This is a genomic window from Paraburkholderia ginsengiterrae (assembly GCF_001645125.1).
Classification (GTDB): Bacteria; Pseudomonadota; Gammaproteobacteria; order Burkholderiales; family Burkholderiaceae; genus Paraburkholderia; species Paraburkholderia ginsengiterrae.
On sequence record NZ_LXKA01000327.1, the window covers coordinates 156,559 to 174,798 of the forward strand.

At 65.8% G+C, this 18,240-nt stretch carries 18 protein-coding genes; 17 read left to right on the top strand and 1 reads right to left on the bottom strand.

Annotated elements, in window-relative coordinates; translation table 11 throughout:
- Window positions 1-3 precede the first annotated feature (3 nt).
- From A6V37_RS23130 to A6V37_RS23200, 15 genes are read left to right on the top strand one after another with little or no spacing between them, the layout of a single operon-like run.
- A complete protein-coding gene (locus A6V37_RS23130) occupies window positions 4-255 on the top strand; it encodes an acyl carrier protein (protein ID WP_064268583.1) in 252 nt (83 codons plus the stop codon).
- Entirely contained in the window at window positions 255-917 is a 663-nt protein-coding gene (locus A6V37_RS23135; RefSeq protein WP_064268582.1) for a COG4648 family protein, read from the top strand. Before A6V37_RS23130 ends, A6V37_RS23135 begins: the two co-directional genes overlap by 1 nt.
- Window positions 914-2,644, top strand: coding sequence for an ApeI family dehydratase (locus A6V37_RS23140; protein ID WP_064268581.1), 1,731 nt, complete (start codon window positions 914-916; stop codon window positions 2,642-2,644). The genes A6V37_RS23135 and A6V37_RS23140 overlap by 4 nt, the downstream gene beginning before the upstream one ends.
- Entirely contained in the window at window positions 2,644-4,389 is a 1,746-nt protein-coding gene (locus A6V37_RS23145) for a glycosyltransferase family 2 protein (protein WP_064286383.1), read from the top strand. The genes A6V37_RS23140 and A6V37_RS23145 overlap by 1 nt, the downstream gene beginning before the upstream one ends.
- Complete coding sequence (locus A6V37_RS23150) at window positions 4,376-5,977, top strand: HAL/PAL/TAL family ammonia-lyase (RefSeq protein WP_064268579.1); 1,602 nt, start codon at window positions 4,376-4,378, stop codon at window positions 5,975-5,977. The genes A6V37_RS23145 and A6V37_RS23150 overlap by 14 nt, the downstream gene beginning before the upstream one ends.
- Complete coding sequence (locus tag A6V37_RS23155; RefSeq protein ID WP_064268578.1) at window positions 5,974-6,405, top strand: acyl-CoA thioesterase; 432 nt, start codon at window positions 5,974-5,976, stop codon at window positions 6,403-6,405. The genes A6V37_RS23150 and A6V37_RS23155 overlap by 4 nt, the downstream gene beginning before the upstream one ends.
- Entirely contained in the window at window positions 6,393-7,085 is a 693-nt protein-coding gene (locus A6V37_RS23160; protein ID WP_064268577.1) for an outer membrane lipoprotein carrier protein LolA, read from the top strand. Before A6V37_RS23155 ends, A6V37_RS23160 begins: the two co-directional genes overlap by 13 nt.
- Window positions 7,085-9,574, top strand: coding sequence for an MMPL family transporter (locus tag A6V37_RS23165; protein WP_064268576.1), 2,490 nt, complete (start codon window positions 7,085-7,087; stop codon window positions 9,572-9,574). Before A6V37_RS23160 ends, A6V37_RS23165 begins: the two co-directional genes overlap by 1 nt.
- On the top strand, window positions 9,571-10,755 hold the full coding sequence (locus A6V37_RS23170) for a beta-ketoacyl-[acyl-carrier-protein] synthase family protein (protein ID WP_064286384.1): 1,185 nt from the start codon (window positions 9,571-9,573) through the stop codon (window positions 10,753-10,755). The genes A6V37_RS23165 and A6V37_RS23170 overlap by 4 nt, the downstream gene beginning before the upstream one ends.
- A gap of 20 nt (window positions 10,756-10,775) precedes the next feature.
- Entirely contained in the window at window positions 10,776-11,261 is a 486-nt protein-coding gene (locus tag A6V37_RS23175) for a hotdog family protein (protein WP_064268574.1), read from the top strand.
- Entirely contained in the window at window positions 11,258-11,983 is a 726-nt protein-coding gene (locus A6V37_RS23180; protein WP_064286385.1) for a 3-ketoacyl-ACP reductase FabG2, read from the top strand. Before A6V37_RS23175 ends, A6V37_RS23180 begins: the two co-directional genes overlap by 4 nt.
- Window positions 11,983-13,209 (top strand): beta-ketoacyl-ACP synthase, encoded by a 1,227-nt coding sequence (locus tag A6V37_RS23185; RefSeq protein WP_064268572.1) that lies wholly within the window; start codon window positions 11,983-11,985, stop codon window positions 13,207-13,209. Before A6V37_RS23180 ends, A6V37_RS23185 begins: the two co-directional genes overlap by 1 nt.
- Window positions 13,206-14,435: a beta-ketoacyl synthase N-terminal-like domain-containing protein gene (locus A6V37_RS23190; protein ID WP_064268571.1), complete on the top strand. Its 1,230-nt coding sequence runs from the start codon at window positions 13,206-13,208 to the stop codon at window positions 14,433-14,435. Before A6V37_RS23185 ends, A6V37_RS23190 begins: the two co-directional genes overlap by 4 nt.
- Window positions 14,436-14,473: 38 nt before the next feature.
- Window positions 14,474-14,896, top strand: coding sequence for a hypothetical protein (locus A6V37_RS23195; protein WP_064286386.1), 423 nt, complete (start codon window positions 14,474-14,476; stop codon window positions 14,894-14,896).
- A gap of 52 nt (window positions 14,897-14,948) precedes the next feature.
- Window positions 14,949-15,404 (top strand): hypothetical protein, encoded by a 456-nt coding sequence (locus tag A6V37_RS23200; RefSeq protein ID WP_064268569.1) that lies wholly within the window; start codon window positions 14,949-14,951, stop codon window positions 15,402-15,404.
- Window positions 15,405-15,533: 129 nt separating this feature from the next.
- Here A6V37_RS23200 and A6V37_RS23205 read toward each other — a convergent pair whose 3' ends face one another.
- On the bottom strand, window positions 15,534-16,262 hold the full coding sequence (locus tag A6V37_RS23205; protein ID WP_064268568.1) for a class I SAM-dependent methyltransferase: 729 nt from the start codon (window positions 16,260-16,262) through the stop codon (window positions 15,534-15,536).
- Window positions 16,263-16,393: 131 nt separating this feature from the next.
- Between A6V37_RS23205 and A6V37_RS23210 the strand changes: the two genes are divergently transcribed.
- Together A6V37_RS23210 and A6V37_RS23215 are read left to right on the top strand one after the other, a co-directional pair.
- A complete protein-coding gene (locus A6V37_RS23210) occupies window positions 16,394-17,638 on the top strand; it encodes an NAD(P)/FAD-dependent oxidoreductase (RefSeq protein ID WP_064268567.1) in 1,245 nt (414 codons plus the stop codon).
- A 97-nt stretch (window positions 17,639-17,735) separates the two neighbouring features.
- Window positions 17,736-18,209: a DUF3828 domain-containing protein gene (locus A6V37_RS23215; protein ID WP_064268566.1), complete on the top strand. Its 474-nt coding sequence runs from the start codon at window positions 17,736-17,738 to the stop codon at window positions 18,207-18,209.
- The last annotated feature ends 31 nt before the right edge of the window (window positions 18,210-18,240 follow it).

Here is an 18,240-nt window from a genome sequence, read left to right on the forward strand (position 1 = left end):
ACCGTGTCCGAGGCAGAGATTCTTGACCGCATCCGCGCGATCTTCAAGGAGAACTTCGCAATCGAGCCCGAGCGTGTCACGCCGGACGCGCATCTGTTCGAAGACCTCGATCTCGACAGCATCGACGCCGTCGACCTCGCGATCAAGCTGCAGGAGCTGACCGGCCGCCGCATCAAGCCGGAAGAGTTCAAGTCGGTGCGCACTGTCGGCGACGTGATCGGTGCCGTCGAATCCCTGCTGGCGGCACAAGGCTGATGCCTGCCACGCGCTCGCGAACGCAAGCGGAGCTGGACCGGGCCGCCGATGCCGCGCCCGCCACTGAGCGCAAGCTGGGCACAACGGTCGTGCAGGTTCTGTTGAAGCTGGCGTATCCCGCGCTGATTCTCTGCGCGTGGAAATGGGACACACCGCGCTACGTCGGCTGCATGCTGTTTGCGATCCTGTGGCTGCAGCGCTGGGCCGGCAACGGCGCGGTTGCGACCTCGCTGCGGCGGCTCACCCGTATCGACTGGACCGTGGTCGGCTTGCTGAGCTGCGCCTCGGCGGCGATCGTTCTCACCAATAGCGAGCTGCTGCTGCGCCTCTATCCGTCGCTCGTCAATCTGGGCCTGTTGATCGCCTTCGGTGCGACGCTGGTGCGCGGTCCGTCCATGATCGAAAAATTCGCGCGGCTCGGCAATCCGAACCTGCCGCCGGGCGCGGTGCTGCACACCCGGCGCGTGACCCAGGTATGGTGCGGCTTCTTTGCGCTGAACGGCGTGTTTTCCGCTTACACGGCGCTGTACTGGAGCCGCGCGAGCTGGTCGCTCTATAACGGTGCGATCGCCTATGGGCTGGTCGGCGTGCTGCTGGTGGCCGAGGTCATCTGGCGTTACCTGGTTGTGCTGCCGCGAGCCGCGCGTTCGGAGGCGGCATGATCGCGTTGCATGACCTGTTGTCGGTGGCCGATCAAGCCGCGTCGCTCAGCACACCGGTGTGCCGGGACGGCGGCGCCGTGCTCGATCGCGCGGCGTTTCTCATGCGCGTCTCGGTGCTGGTCGAGCAGTTGCGGGCGCAGTCTGCGAAGCGCTACGCATTGTGTATCGACGATCCGTTCGATTTCGCCTGCGCGCTCTTTGCGCTGTTCGCGTGCGGCAGGGAGCCGGTGATTCCGGCCAATGCAACGCCGGGCTATCTCGCGGACCTCGCCGATGCGTACGACGTGCTGCTGACCGACGCGGACCTTGCGCCGTCCGTGGCCGACCCGGGCGCAGGTGCCGGTGCCGACGTCGCGTCAACGCGAGCACTAGCGCCGCACGCCGCTTATACGATCGATCCGCAAGCCCCGCTCACGCTCTACACGTCGGGCAGCAGCGGCCGCCCTAAGCCGATCCACAAGACGCTCGCGCAATTCAACGCCGAGGTGCACACGCTGGAGGTGCAGTGGGGCGCGCTGGTCGGCGACGCGACGATGCTCGCGAGCGTGCCGCATCATCACATTTACGGCTTGCTGTTTCGCGTGCTGTGGCCGCTCGCGGCAGGCCGCGCGTTCGACCGGGCGCTTAGCATCGAGCCGCTGCATCTGCAAACGCAAATCGACCAATGCGGCGCGACGGTGATCGTTTCGACGCCCGCGCAACTGTCGCGCTGGCCGGTGTTGCCGGGCTTCGCCACATTGACGCCGGCGCCGCGAGCGTTCTTTTCGTCGGGTGGCCCGCTCTCGCCCGAAGCCGCGCGGGACTACACCGCAGCCTACGGCGCCGCGCCGCTCGAAATCTATGGCAGCACGGAAACCGGTGGCATTGCGTGGCGGCGTCAGGATCGGACCGATGCGTGGGAACCGCTGGCCGGTATTGAAGTTCGCCGCGATGAAGACGGCGCGCTGAACGTCCGCTCGCCGCATCTCGATCACACTGGCTGGCATCGCACCGACGACAAGATCGCCTTCGACGTAAACGGCCGCTTCCGTCTGCAAGGCAGGCTCGACCGCGTGCTCAAGCTGGACGGCAAGCGCGTGTCGTTGCCGGAGCTGGAGGCGCGCATCGCGCTGCATCCGTATGTGGCGCAGGCGGCCATCGTGCCGCTGGAAGGCGTCTCGCGCGAGCGCCTCGGCGCGGTGGTGGCATTGACCGACGCTGGCAGCGAAGCGTTGCGCGACGAGGGTCGCGTGGCGCTCGCGCAGGTCCTGCGCCGCCACCTCGTCGATTATTTCGACGTGGTCGTGCTGCCGCGTCATTGGCGTTTTCGGGTCACGCTGCCGTTCGACGCGCGCGGCAAACTGCCGGTGGCCGCCGTGGCGGCCGCGTTCGAGGCGCGCGCCGAAGGCATGGAAGTACTGGCCGAAGCGCGCAGCGGCGACACGCTGCACTACGAGTTGCGTGTGCCGCCCACGCTAGTGCATTTCGCCGGCCATTTTCCGGGTTTGCCGATTCTGCCAGGCATCGTGCAGGTTGACTGGGCGATGCGTCTGGCCGCCGATCACTTGCCGGCCGTGCGCGCGCTGGCATCGATCGATCGTCTGAAGTTCATGGCGCCTGTTTCGCCGGGCGCGGTGCTCAAGCTCACGCTCGCGCACGACGCGGCGCGCCGGCGCGTGCAATTCGCCTACCGGTTGAATGACCGGGAATGCGCGTCCGGCGTGATCGTCTACCGGGAGCACGCGTGATGAACTTCTCCCCGTGCATCGTCATTCCGATCTACAACCACAAAGATGCGATCGGCGCGACCGTGGCGCATCTCGCGGTCCACGGCTTGCCGATGTTCGTCGTCGATGACGGCAGCGACGAGGCGACCCAGCAGGTGCTCGCCGCGCTCGCGCAGCAGTACGCCGGTCAGCTGACGCTGCTGCGCTTGCCCATCAACGGCGGCAAAGGCGCGGCGGTGATGGCCGGACTGCGCGCCGCGCGCAAGGCGGGCTACACGCACGCTTTGCAGATCGACGCCGACGGCCAGCACGACGCCACCGATGTGCCCCGTTTCCTCGATGCGGCGCGAGCCGAACCGGGCGCGGTGATTCTCGGCCGCCCGGTCTACGACGACAGCGTGCCGAAAGCGCGTCTCTACGGCCGGTATCTGACGCATGTGTGGGTGTGGATCGAAACGCTTTCGCTGACTATCCGCGACTCGATGTGCGGCTTCCGCCTGTACCCGCTCGCACTGGCCTGCGATCTGATCGATAGCGTGGCGCTGCCGACGCGGATGGACTTCGACATCGAGATCCTCGTGCGCCTCTATTGGCGGCGCGCGGCGTTCCGCTCGATTCCGACGCGCGTTACCTACGCCACCGACGGCGTGTCGCATTTCGACGTGCTGTGGGACAACGTGCGCATCAGCCGCAGCCATACGCGGCTGGTATTCGGCATGCTGTGGCGTCTGCCGGTGCTGCTCGCGCACAAGTTCATGCCGCGCCGTGGCGCGCCGCGCGCGGACGAGCCCAACGAGCCCAACGAGCCCGGCGAATCCAACGAGCAGGACTGGTGGCGGATCGCCGAACGCGGCAGCCATCTGGGCATGTCCCTGCTCGCGCTCAGCTGCAAGCTGTTCGGCCGCCGCTTCACCGCGCTCTGGCTGCATCCGATCGTCGCGTATTTTCTGCTGACGGGCCGCGCCGCGCGCGAGGCGTCAGGCAACTACTTCAGGCATCTCGGCGAGACCGCGCCGCGCGGCGCGACGCCGCGTCCAGGCTGGCTGTCCGCGTATCGCCATATGCTGGCGTTCGCGCAAGCGGGCTTCGACAAGCTCGCCGCCTGGTCCGGCCGCGTCAACGACGCCGACGTCACGTTCGAGGATCCTTCGGCGTTCAAGGCCCTGGTGGCGAGCGGCAAGGGTGCGCTCGTGATCGGCGCGCATCTCGGCAATCTGGAAATGACCCGCGCGCTCGCCGCGCACGGCGCTCATGCGAAGGTCACGGCGGTCGTCTACACCGAGCACGCGCGCCGCTTCAACAGCGTGCTCGCCTCGGCCAACAGCGAGTTCGCGCGGCATTTGCTGGAAGTCAGCGACTTCGGACCGGAGACCGCCGTGATGATGCAGGAGCGCGTCGATGCCGGCGAGCTGCTGGTGATCGTGGGCGACCGCGTGCCCGCGCACGAGACGGGCCGCACCACTGAAGCACAGTTTCTCGGTTCGGCCGCGCCGTTCGCGCAGGGCCCGTATGTGCTCGCGCATGCGTTGGGGTGCCCGGTCTATCTGTTCTTCTGTCTGAAAGAGCGCGACGGCTACCGTCTGTACTTCGAACCGTTCGCCGAGCGTATCGAGTTGCCGCGCCGCGAACGCGCGCGGCATGTCGCTGCGTGGGCGCAGCGTTATGCCGTGCGGCTCGAACATTATTGCCGCAAGGCACCTTATCAATGGTTCAACTTCTTCGATTTCTGGGCCAGCCCCAAGCGAGGCGCGAATGGCCGAACATGATCTGATCGATGTGCCGAAGGCAGGCGCGAATGCAAGCGTGAACGTGGCGGCAGTCGTGATTGGCGGGCGCAAGCTGACCATCGAGGAGGTCGTCGCGATCGCGCAGCACCGCGCGCCGGTCGCGTTGAGCGCCGATCCGGCGTGGCGCTCGCGCATCCAGCGCGGCGCGGATTTTCTGCGCCGGCATCTGGCTGCGGGCGCGACGGTGTACGGCGTCAACACCGGTTACGGTGACGCCTGTGTGGTCGACGTGCCGATGGAACTGGTCGAAGCGCTGCCGTTGCAACTGACGCGTTATCACGGCTGCGGCATGGGCCAGTATCTCGACGACGCGCAAACGCTCGCGGTGATCGCCGCGCGGCTCAATTCGCTCGCTTATGGTTTTTCCGGCGTGCGCCCGGTATTGCTCGAGCGTCTGGCGGACCTGGTCAACTATCGGGTGCTGCCGCGGATTCCGTCGGAAGGCTCGGTCGGTGCGAGCGGCGACCTCACGCCGCTCTCGTACGTGGCCGCCGCTCTGGCGGGCGAGCGCGACGTGCTGTTCGAGGGCCACCTGCGCAACGTGCGCGACGTGTGGAGCGAACTCGGTCAAACACCGCTCACGCTCGCACCGAAAGAAGGGCTCGCGTTGATGAACGGCACCGCGGTGATGACGGGCCTCGCCTGTCTCGCCTTTGCGCGCGCCGATCATCTGACGCGTCTCACCGCGCGTCTCACTGCGCTGTGCACCGTGGCGCTCGACGGCCGCGCCGCCCACTTCGACGCGATGCTTTTCGAAGCGAAGCCGCACGTCGGCCAGGCCGAAGCGGCAGCATGGATTCGCGACGATCTGGCCGGGCGCGACGACACGCCGGGCCACCGTCTGCAAGACCGCTATTCGATTCGCTGTGCGCCGCATGTGATCGGCGTGGCGCGCGACGCGCTCTCGTGGGTGCGCCGCGACGTCGAGAACGAGCTCAACAGCGCGAACGACAATCCGTTGATCGATCCGGACAACGAACGGGTGCTGCACGGCGGCAATTTCTACGGCGGCCATATCGCGTTCGCGATGGATTCGCTGAAAGTCGCCGTCGCCAATCTCGCCGATCTGATGGACCGGCAGCTCGCCCTGCTGGTCGACGTGAATTTCAACAACGGCTTGCCGCGCAATCTCTCGGGCGCCGCGCCCGCGCGTGCCGCGATCAATCACGGCTTCAAGGCCGTGCAGATTTCGTCGTCCGCGTGGACGGCCGAGGCGTTGAAGAACACGATGCCCGCGAGCGTGTTCTCGCGCTCGACCGAGGCGCACAACCAGGACAAGGTCAGCATGGGCACGATCGCCGCGCGCGACTGTTTGCGCGTGCTGGAATTGACCGAGCAGGTTGCCGCCGCGCATACGCTCGCGACCGTGCAGGCTGCGCGTCTGCGCCTGCGGATCGACAGCGACACGCCGGTTCCGGCAGCGCTGCATACGTTCATCGACAGCGTGAGCGCGCAGTCGCCGTTCGTCGACGAAGACCGCCCACTCGAATTCGAGCTGCGCGCGCTGACCGCGCGGATTGCCGCATGCGATCTGCTGCGCGACTATCGTGGAGGATCGAACGCATGAGCGGATCCCACAAAGTGCTGAGCGCGAGTGCGATGGTCGAGGTGCCGTTCCACGATGTCGACGCCATGAACGTGTGCTGGCACGGCCACTATCTGAAGTACTTCGAGATTGGCCGCGCCGCGCTGCTGCGCGCGTTCGACTACGATTACCGCGAGATGCAGGCGTCGGGCTACCTGTGGCCGATCGTCGAGGCGCATCTGAAGTACGTGCGGCCCGCCACGTATGGTCAGCAGATCGAAGTGCGCACACAACTGCTCGAACACGAAAACCGCCTGAAAATAGGCTATGAAATCGTCGACTGCGCATCCGGTACGCGTCTGACGAAGGGCTACACGATTCAGGTCGCCGTCGACGCGGCGACTCAGGAATTGCAGTTCGTCTCGCCGCCGGTCGTGTTCGACAAGCTGGAGCGCGTATGGGGACGATAACTTTCGGCGCCAGGGTTGTGAGTGCATTGGGAGCGTTGTTTGCCCTAAGCGCGGCCGGTGTGATCGCATGGCCGGTGCCGGTGGTGCAGGCCGCGCAGGCAGCGCAAGCGTCGGCCGCCGCCGCCCCCGCGCTGGTCTCGCAAATCGCCGCCCGCCTCGCGCAGGCCAAGGGCGTGCGCGCGCAATTCACGCAGACGCAAACGCTCGCCGCGATGAAACAGCCACTGGTCAGCACCGGCTCGCTGCTGTTTTTCCGCGAACGCGGCGTGATCTGGCAGATCGACACGCCGTACAAGGCGACCTATGTGATTACTGACGCCGGCGTCGCCGAAGTCGACGCCAACGGCCAGCGCGTGACGACACGCGGCGCACAGGGCACACGCGGCGTCGCGCAGGTGTCGAAGATGATGCGCGCGATGCTCGGCGGCGATCTGTCGGCGCTGTACTCGCAATTCGACGTGCAGGCCGAGGGCGGCGTTGCGCGCTGGCGCATGCAACTCACGCCAAACCAGCCGCAGATCGCACAGTCGATCAAAGGTCTGGAGATGAACGGCGGCGACTATCTGCAGAGCCTGCGCATCACATTGGCGAATGGCGACGTGACCCAGCTCGATTTCGCGAAAAGCGCGGCCGTGACCGAACTCACGGCGGCTGAGCGCGGCCTGCTCGGGGCGCCGTAATGGACGTGCCGCAACAGCGCTCGATGAGACAGGCGTGGGGCATGCGTGCCGCGTGGCTGCTGCTCGCGTTCGTCGCGGCGCTGTATTGCGGCTGGCGCTTCGCCGGGCCGTCGCCGCTGCAAACCAATCTGCTCGCGCTGCTGCCCGCCACGGAGGCCGACCCCGTCGCGGAAAAGGCGGTCGATACGCTGGCGAGCGCGCTGGGCGACCGCACGGTCTTTCTCGTCACCAGCCACGACGACGCGCACGCGAAAGCCGCGGCGCGGCAACTGGGCGCATCGCTGCAAAAGAGCGGGGCGTTTGGGTCCGTGACGGCCGAGTTGCCGCCGTTCGATCTTTCACAGATCGCGACGCTGTACATGCCGTACCGCTTCGGATTGCTGGCGCCGGCTGATCGCACCGCGCTTGCGAACGCCGCGGCGGGCGGCAAGCAGTACGACGCATCGCAGGCGATGCCACCTTCCGGGCAAACTCCCCTTGCGGGATTGAAGGATGCGCTCGCGCAGCGTATCTATAGCCCATTGCGCGGCGGGCTCACCACGCCGCTCGCCGACGATCCGTTCGGTTGGCTCGAACACTGGCTCGGTGGTTTGCCGCTTGCCACCTCGAATCTCGAACTCGAAGACAACCTGCTGGTGTCGCATCGAAACGGCGCTACCAGCGTGCTGATCGTCGCGACTTTGCCGGGGTCCGCTTACGAATCCAGCACGCAGCACGCTGTGCTGACGGCGCTCGCCCACGGCGAAAGCGCGTTGAAGCAGGCATTTCCCGACGTGTCGGTGGCGCGCACGGGCGCCGTCTTTTATGCGGAATCGGCACGCAGCGCGTCCGAGCATGAAGTGCACCTGATCGGCGTCGCGTCGCTATTCGGCATCGCGTTGCTGATGATGTGGGTGTTTCGCTCAGCGCGTCTGCTGCTGCTCGGCTTCTTGTCGACCGCGCTCGGCATTGTCTGCGCGCTCGCGGTGACGATGCTGGTGTTCGGCAAGCTGCATCTGTTGACGCTCGTATTCGGCGCAAGCCTGATCGGCGAGGCCGTCGATTATTCGATCCAGTACTTCGTGGTGTTCCTCGGCGCGCAGCGCACCTGGGACGCGCGACGCGGTGCGCGTGCGGTGCGCCCCGCGCTAACCGTGGCGCTGATGACGAGCCTGCTCGGCTACGCGATCCTCATGTGGGTGCCGTTCCCGGCGCTCAAGCAGATCGCCTGCTTTGCGATGGTGGGGATCGTGACGGCGTTTGCTTCCGTGCAGTGGCTGCTGCCCGCGTTGCTTACCCGCGCGCCCAGGCGTGGCCGACAGCGCGTGTTTGCGCGAGCGGCGCGCCTGCTGACAGTGTGGCATCGCGCGATTGGCGGCAAGCGGACGTGGCTCGTGGCGGCGCTGTTGCTGCTGCTGGCAGTTCCCGGCTGGTTGCGCCTGACCAGCGACGACGATATCCATCTGCTGATCCAGCGCGATCCGTCGCTCGTCGCGCAGGAAGACAAGGTGCGCGAGGCGGTCGGCGTCGACAACAGCGCGCAGTTTTTCGTCGTGCGCGGCGACACGCCGGAAGTAGTGCTGCAACGCGCGGAGGCGCTGGGTACCAAACTGGACGCGTTGAACGGCACGGCGAACAAGGTGGGCAGCTATCAATCGGTTGCGCAATTCGTGCCGTCGGCGAAGCGGCAGAGTGAAGACCGCGCGCTGCTCGCGCAGCATGTGTTCAACAATACCGCCGCATTGCGCGCCACACTGCTGCAAGCGGGTTTCAAGGACGAAGTCGCCGACGCCTGGCTCGCCGCGTACGCCAAGCCGCAGGCGCCGCTCACGGTCGATACGTGGCTCGCGGCAGCGTGGTCGCAACCGTACAGGCATCTCTGGCTGGGCGAGGTCGATCCGGCTATGAAGGTCTATGCGGCGGTCGTCATTCCGCAAGGCGTGACACCGCGGAACGAGCCCACGCTGATCGCCACCGCGCACGAATTGCCTGGCGTCGTGTTCGTCGACAAGGCAGCCAGCGTTTCGAAGCTGTTCGGTGCGTATCGGGTGGATAGCGGCTGGTGGCTCGGCGGCGCGCTGACTCTTGTGCTTGTTCTGCTGATCGTGCGGTATGCCGGGAAGGGCGGATCCTTGCGGGACCGTATGCGTGGTGGCATCGCCGTGACGCTGCCCGTGCTGCTCGCCGTGGGTGTCACGCTGGCGGTATTCGGTTATGCCGGCGTTCCGCTCAATCTGTTCAACTGGCTCGCGCTGATGCTGGTGCTCGGCGTGGGCGCAAACTATGCCGTGTTTCTGCGTGAAGGCTGCCTGCGCGGCGACGCGGATCTCGGCGCGGTGTGGACAGGCGTGCTGCTTTCGGCATACACCACGCTGTTGTCGTTCGGCATGCTCGGCATGAGTGCGATGCCTGTGTTGAAGAGCTTCGGCGCGACGCTCGCGCTTGGCATCGCGATATCGGTGCTGCTTGCACCGATCGGCATGCCATCGGAATCAAGGAGGGCCGCATGAAGGCGCCATCAGTTTATTTGCACGCGCTCGGCATGATCAACGCGCTCGGCGGCGACCTCGATAGCATTGTCCCGGGGCTGGCCGCCGGCCGTTCGCCCGGCATGGCGAACGCGCATACGGGAATCGGCGAAGCATTTGTCGGCAGTGTGCTCACGCCGCTGGAACTGGCGCCGCCCGCCGAACTCGCCCGCTACGACTGCCGCAATAACCGCTTGCTGCTCGCCGCGCTGGCGCAGATCGCCCCGGCGCTCGACGCGGCACGCGAGCGCTACGGCGCACACCGGATCGGCGTGGTGCTCGGCACCAGCACGTCTGGCATCGAAGCGGCGGAAGCCGCATTCGTCTATCAGGCGCAAGCGGGCGGCCTGCCCGCGAACTTCAATTACCGGCAGATGGAAATCGGCACCGCCGCGCCGTTTGCCGCCCCTGCGCTCGGCCTGCACGGTCCGGCGTTCACCATCTCGACCGCGTGCACCTCGAGTGCGAAAGCCTTTGCGTCGGCGCGCCGGCTGCTGCAATTGCGGCTGTGCGATGCTGTCGTGGTGGGCGGCGTCGATTCGCTATGCGAACTGACGGTGCAGGGTTTTGCATCGCTCGAATCGACCAGCGGGTCGCGCGCCAATCCGATGAGCCGCAATCGCTGCGGCATCAATGTCGGCGAAGGGGCGGCCGTGTTCCTGATGAGCCGCGACGAAGCCGCGGTGCGGCTCGCGGGCGCCGGTGAGTCGAGCGACGCGCATCACATCTCGTCGCCGGACCCGCTTGGCGTGGGCGGCGAACTTGCGATACGCGCGGCGCTCGCGGACGTGGGCGTCGAATCCTCGGCAATCGGCTACGTGAATCTGCACGCCACCGCCACGCGCAAGAACGACGAAATGGAAGCCGGCCTGATGTCGCGTGTGTTCCCAGGCGGTGTGGCGACGAGCGGCACCAAGCCGCTGACCGGCCATCAGCTTGGCGCGGCCGGCGCCACCGAACTCGGGTTTGCCTGGCTGACGCTGGCGCGCGACGACGTGCCGCTGCCGCGCCATCTGTGGGACGGCGCGGCCGATCCCGCGCTGCCGGTGCTGGACCTTGTCGAGAGCGAGCGCTTTTTGCCGCGCGGCGCCGGCGCGCAATACGTCATGAGCAACTCGTTTGCGTTTGGCGGCAGCAACGTCAGCCTGATCCTCGCACAATGACCCAGGCATTGAATCACGCAATGACCCCGACGCCCACCATTCAGGACCTGCTGCAGCAGCCGATCGAAGCGATCATTCCGCATCGCGGCACCATGCTGCTGATCGACGGCGTGAACGCGTTCAGCGACGAGACGCTGAGCGCGCGCGCCACGGTGCGCGCCGACGCCTGGTATGCCGACGCCGACGGCGCCATGCCCGCCTGGATCGGTATTGAACTGATGGCGCAGGCGATCGCCGCTCACGTCGCGTTGCTGGCCATGCGCGGCGGTGGCCAGGCGCGGCCCGGCGTGCTGTTGGGCTCGCGCAGCTACAAAGCTTTGCAGCCAACGTTTGCCGGCGGCGCGCAGCTGCTGATCCAGGTCACGGAATTGCTGCGCAGCGAGGAAGGCCACGGCGCCTACGAATGCACGATTCACCATGGTGACGTGTGTTGCGCCGAGGCCGTCATCAAGGTCTATCAACCGCCCAATTTTCAGTCATTCATCGAAGGGAGTTTCAGTTCATGAGCCGGCGTGTTCTCGTTACCGGCGCAAGCCGCGGCATTGGCCGCGCGACTGCGTACCAGTTGGCCGCCGACGGCTTCGCGGTGTCCGTGAATTGCCGCACGGGACGCAGCGAGGCCGACGCGGTTGCGACCGGCATCGCTGCGCAGGGCGGCACGGCGCGCGTACTGCAATTCGACGTGCGCGAGCGCGCCGTATGCCGCGAAGTGCTCGAAGCCGACGTCGCGGCGCATGGCCCGTATTACGGCATCGTGTGCAGCGCGGGCGTGACCCGCGACGCCGCGTTTCCCGCTCTGACCGAAGAAGACTGGGACATCGTGATCGAAACCGGTCTCGACTCGTTCTATAACGTCGTCCATCCGTTGACCATGCCGATGGTGCGCGCCCGCAAGGGCGGCCGCATCGTCACGATCGCTTCGGTGTCCGGCGTGATGGGCAATCGCGGCCAGGTTAACTACAGCGCGGCCAAGGCGGGGCTGATCGGCGCGACCAAAGCGCTCGCGGTCGAACTCGCTACGCGCAATATCACCGTCAATTGCGTGGCGCCGGGTCTGATCGAAACCGGCATGCTCGACGACGTGCCGCTCGAGCAGGCGTTGAAGACGGTACCGATGAACCGCGTCGGCCAGCCTGCCGAGGTGGCGTCCGTGGTCAGCTTCCTGATGTCGGATGCGGCCTCGTACGTCACGCGCCAGGTGATCGGCGTCAACGGCGGGATGATCTGATGAAGCGCGTCGTCATTACCGGCATGGGAGGCGTCACGGCTTTGGGCGATAGCTGGGATGCGATCGAAACGCGCCTGAGAGGCGGCGTGAACGCCGTGCGGCGCATGCCCGAATGGGATTACTTCGAATCGCTGCATACGCGGCTTGCATGCCCGCTGCCGGGCTTCACGGCGCCGGCCCATTATCCGCGCAAGAAAACCCGCTCGATGGGCCCCGTTTCGATGTATTCGGTGCGCGCGAGCGAACAGGCGCTCGCCGATGCGGGCCTCGCCGGCGACACCACCATCAGCGACGGCCGCATGGGTGTCGCCTACGGTTCGTCGTCGGGCTCGGTGCAGCCGATCCGCGCGTTCGGCACGATGCTCGAAACCGGCAAGATGACCGACGTCACGTCGAACAGCTACGTCCAGATGATGCCGCACACCGCCGCGGTCAACGTGAGCCTCTTCTGGGACCTGAAAGGGCGGATCATTCCGACCTCCTGCGCGTGCGCGTCGGGCAGCCAGGCGATCGGCTACGCGTACGAAGCGATCCAGAGCGGCAAACAAACGCTGATGCTGGCCGGCGGAGCCGAAGAGTTGTCGGGCCCGGCGGTTGCCGTGTTCGACACGCTATACGCCACCAGCACGCGCAATGACGAGCCGCATCTGACGCCGCGTCCATTCGACGCCGCGCGTGACGGCCTCGTGGTCGGCGAAGGCGCGGCCACGCTGGTGCTCGAAGAATACGAGCATGCGGTGGCGCGCGGTGCGCGGATTCATGCGGAGATTGCCGGCTTCGGCTGCAACTCGGACGGCGCGCATATGACCCAGCCGACCGCCGGCACGATGGCGCTGGCGATGCAGCTCGCGCTCAAGGATGCGCAACTGCCGCCGCAAGCCATCGAGTACGTGAACGCGCACGGCACCTCGACGGATCGCGGCGACATTGCCGAGAGCCATGCGACCGCCCAGACCTTCGGCGCGCGCATGCCGATCAGTTCGCTCAAGAGCTACGTCGGCCACACGCTCGGCGCGTGCGGCGCGCTCGAAGCCTGGTGGACCATCGAGATGATGAAGCGCAACTGGTATGCGCCGACCCTGAACCTGACCAATGTCGATCCGGCCTGCGCGCCGCTCGACTACATCGTCGGCACGGGGCGCGAGCTCGACGCCGAATACGTGATGAGCAACAACTTCGCGTTCGGCGGCATCAATACGTCGCTCATTTTCCGGCGCGTTCGATGAGCGTGGCACTTCAACGCGTGGTCGTCACCGGCATGGGGATCGTGTCGTGTCTCGGCAATACGCTCGACGAAGTCGCCGCCGCGCTGCGCGCGGGCCGCTCGCGCATTGATCGGATCGGCGCGTGGCGTGAGCGCGGTTTCGCCTCGCAGGTGGCGGGCGTGGCCTCGGTTGCGCACGAGCCGCCGTTCGAGCGCAAGCACGAGCGCTTCATGGGCGACACCGCGCGCTTTGCCTGTCATGCCGCGCGTCATGCGATTCGCGACGCCGGACTCGACGCGGCGGCGTTGCGCTCGCCGCGCACCGGCACGGTGATCGGTTCGGGCGTGGGCGCCTTGGCGAGCTATGACGCGGCCGTGGCGATCGCGCAGGCCCGCGGGGTCGAAAAGGCGCCGCCGTACACCGTGCCGCATGCGATGAGCAGCACCGCGTCGGCGAATGTCGCGCAGGTGTTCGGGCTCGAAGGCGTCAGCTATTCGCCGTCGTCGGCGTGCACGACTTCGGCGCTCGCGATTGGCCAGGCGATGCAGCTGATCCAGACCGGCCGTCAGCAGATCGTGCTGGCCGGCGGCAGCGAGGCGCTGCACGACAACACCACGCTGATGTTCGATGCGATGGGGGCGTTGTCGCGCCGCTTCAACGACACGCCGCAGCTGGCTTCGCGTCCCTACGACGTGGAGCGCGACGGGTTCGTGATCGCGTCGGGCGGCGGCGTGCTGGTGCTCGAAGCACTCGATCATGCGTTGGCGCGCGGCGCGCGCATCTACGCGGAGTTGAGCGGATTCGGCGACTGCACCGACAGCGCCGGGATGGTCGCGCCGCATGCGGCGGGAATCGCGCGAGCCATGCGCGGTGCGCTGGGCGAAGCGGGCAAGTGGCCCGACTACGTCAACACGCATGCGCCGTCGACGCTACTCGGCGACCTCGAGGAATTGCGTGCATTGAACGAAGTGTTCGGCGCTCGCGTGCCGGCGTTTTCGTCGACCAAGGGCATGACCGGGCATTCGATTGGCGCGTGCGGCGCGCACGAGGCGATCTATACGCTGTTGATGATGCGCGACGGGTTCATTGCGGGGGCGCCGGGCATCGAAACGCCGGAGCCGGCTGTCGGCGGCATGCCGCTCGTGCGTACCACACGCGAGGCGCGCATCGGCACGGCAATGTCGATTTCATTCGGGTTTGGCGGCAGTTGCGCGAGCCTGATGTTCGAAGCATGGCAGGGCGGTTGAAACGGCTGCGACTTCAAAAATAACGAGGACTGGAAAAAATGAAAAGAACCTATGTACTGGGCGCGCTGGCGGTGGTGGCGATGACGCAGGCGGGGTGCGCAACGCAGGTGATGTCGCTGCCGCTCGCGGCGGCCGGTGGCCAATCTCGCGGAGGTGTGCCGATTTATTTCGGCCAGCAGGATCATCCGTCGGTCAAGAGCCAGCTCGGCGATGTGTCTTACTCGGTGCGGATCGCGCGCAAGGTTGCCGGCCCTGAAGACGCTTGCCATGAAGCGCTTGCAGAAGCCGTCCGGAAACTTCGCACGGCGGCAAACGAGCGCCATGCCAATGCCGTGATCGATGTGTCGACACGTTTTCACAGCACCGAGACCAACTCGTCGAGCGACTTTACGTGTGGGGTCAGCCCCAGCGCCGCCGCGATCGCGGTGCGTGGCCAGCTCGTCGTGCTGGATTCGAACTGAGCCGGTTTGAGAGAGAACTCACTACAGCAACAACAACCACCAAGGAGTCCAGATGAACCGCAGTCCGCTGTTTGCCACATTATTTGCCGCATTGTTTGCTTCGTTTGCCACGCTGAGCGCCGCACCGGCCTTTGCCCGCGATACGGTCAGCTATTACCCCGTCGATCAGGCCTTGAAAAGCGAGCCCGGCAAGGTGAGCGACGACGTCGCGCTGTACTTCGCGGGCCAGCCGCATCCGGCCGTGGTCAAGACAATGGGCGAATTCGCCACCAACAAGAAGACCAACGCGTTCGGCAAGAGCGACCTGCAGGCGTGCCAGCACGTGTTCCTCTCGGCGGTGATCGAGTTGCAGGAGCGTGCGCGCAAGGAAGGCGGCAATGCGGTGGTCAACATCAAGAGCAACTACAAGAACGAATTGCGTGAGAGCGCGACTGAGTTCACCTGTGGTGCGGGTGCGGTGATTGCCGGTGTGGCGCTGACGGGCGACGTGGTGACGCTGCGCAAGTAAAGCGCGAATAAACACGAAAAAGCACAAGTAAGCGCGGACAGCCTGGTATAAGCACGGGAGAAGCTAAAACGCGGCAGGTGCTGCCGCCTTGCGCCGCTTTACCGTATCGGGCTCGCGCCTTGCTGCGTATCAACCGGCCTTGACCGCCGCGACGTTGACCAGCGTTTCACGACGCTTGCCGGGTCGCGGACGGTAAAGGCCGAGCCGCTCCAGCAGACCGAAGTCTTTCGCGCGGCTCCACCAGAGGTAAGGCAAGGAAACGTTGCGCTCGGCGAAACTGAAGCCGCCGCGGCGGATCATATCGAGGTAGCCGTCGGCACTCTTTTGCACGTGCATGGGGTGACGGAACAGCAGCCGGATCACCCACGATTTGATGTACGCGTCGGTGGATTCGGCGAACAGCAGCACGCCGCCCGGTTTCAGCACGCGGCGGAATTCGGCGAGCGCGCGGTCCTGCTCGACCAAATGGTGGAACGTTTGGTGGCAGAACACGATATCGGCGCTTGCGTCAGGAAGCGGCAGCTTCGCGCAGTCGCCATGCAGCAGTTCGATATCGGCGAGCTTGTCGCCGCAGGCGCTGGCCGCTCGTGCCGCCAGTGTCAGGGACGGCTCGTGGAAGTCGATGCCGACGAGGCGGCGCGGCTTGAATGCCTCGGCGAGCAGGCGAAACGAGATGCCTTGTCCGCAGCCGACGTCGACGATCACCGGCGCCTCGGGTAGGGGCGTGTCGATCAGGCGCTTGAGGTCGTTGATCGCGACCCGCAACACGTGATGTTCCCACGTGTAGGTACGCAGGAACCAGATCCCGAAAGCCGTTTCCGGCACGAAAGGCACGCTGGATGTTTCGGATGGCGACACGCGGTTCCCCGGGAATGGCTGTTCTTGTTGTCCCCGAAGAACCTCCTTCGGGGCGTTCGAAGCGTAATTGTAACCAGACGTAAGGATGCAGCGAAACGCTGCTCCGGGCAAGACAAACGATTGAGGCAAACTTGAGTACACATTCGTCAACGCGTACGGCTGTCGATGTCGTGATCATCGGCGCGGGTCCGGCAGGCGCGGTCGCCGCAGCGCTGCTGCGCAAAGCGGGACGCTCCGTGCTGGTGCTGGAGCGCCAGCACTTTCCGCGCTTCTCGATCGGCGAGAGCCTGCTGCCGCAAAGCATGGCGTACCTCGAAGAGGCCGGCATGCTGCAGGCGGTGGTCGAGGCCGGTTTCCAGTACAAGAACGGCGCGCATTTCATCTATCGCGACCAGACGTCGGCGTTCGACTTCCGCGACAAGCATTCGCCGGGGTGGGGCACCACCTATCAGGTCGAGCGCGCGGTATTCGACGACATCCTGATTCGCTGCGCGGCGCAGCAGGGCGCCGACGTGCGCTTCGGCCATACGGTGCGCGCGGTTCACACGGGCGCTGCGCCGCTCGTCGACGTGGTCGACGAGGCGGACCATGCTTACCAGATCGAAGCGCGTTTCGTGTTTGACGCGAGCGGTTTCGGCCGTGTGCTGCCGCGCCTGCTGAACCTCGAAACGCCGACGCGGATGCCGACGCGCGCCGCGATCTTCACGCATGTGCAGGACGGTATTCCGGCCGGCGCCACCGACCGCAACAAGATCGCCATCGTGACCCATCCCGAGCGGCGCGACGTGTGGTTCTGGATGATTCCGCTGGCGGGCGGACGTTCGTCGGTGGGTTGTGTCGCCGAGGCGAGCTTTCTCGACGTGCCGGACGCCGAGCGCGACGCGACACTGCGCGGGTTGATCCGGCGGGAGCCGACGCTGAACCGCCTGATCGGCGACGCGCCGTTCCTGATGCCGGTGCGCCACATCGGCGGCTATGCGGCGAACGTGGAGCGCCTGCACGGGCCGGGTTACGCGCTGCTCGGCAATGCGGGCGAATTTCTCGACCCCGTGTTCTCGTCCGGCGTGACGATCGCGCTGCGCTCCGCGCATCTCGCGGTACAGACTCTGAACCGGCAACTGGACGGTGAGACGGTCGACTGGTCGGCCGACTACGACGTGCCGCTGCGCAAGGGGATCGATACGTTCCGCGCGTTCGTCGAACGCTGGTACACGGGCGAGCTGCAGGACATCATTTTCTATCCGGACCAGACGCCGTCGATCCGCCGCATGATCAGCGCGGTGCTGGCGGGGTATGCGTGGGATGAGTCGAATCCGTATGTCGCCGATCCGGTGCGGCGGTTGAATGCGTTGCACGAGGTGTGCATGCAGAAGTGATGAGCCGGTTGTGCGGCGTGGGTTGCAGGGTGCATCATCAGGCATGCCGGCTGCACAACCGCCGTACAACATCCCACCGTCACGACTGAACAGAATCATGAAGAGATATCTGGCAGTTTTAGCCGTCGCGCTAAGCATGGTTTTGGGCGTGCTTTTTCACCCGCTAGCCATGGCGCAGGGGCAATCGGTCACGCCTGAGGCAAGCGCGAAGGCTTTTTACGCGTGGTACATCAAGCGCGAATCGGACAAGCGAGGGTTTCCCTTGCTGGATAAAGAAATCTATCGATACGTAGCAAAGCCAACGGTCGATTTTCTGCGCGCGCAATACAAGGCAAACAAGTTCGCCGAAGACGGCGACCCCTTCACGAAAGTTCAGGATTACGACGAAAAGGACTGGGCCGCACACATTGAGGCGCGTCCTGCACTGAGATTCGGTGACACCGCTGTTGTGCCGGTTGTTCTTGGGCGCGACACCAAGGCCACGGTCCAGACAGTTTTGGCGTTTATGCGGAAACAGGCGGATGGTCAGTGGAAACTCATCAAGGTCGATGACCTCAGTGGGTACGAATAGCCGCTGTTTCGGGTGATATGGGCCACGCCAA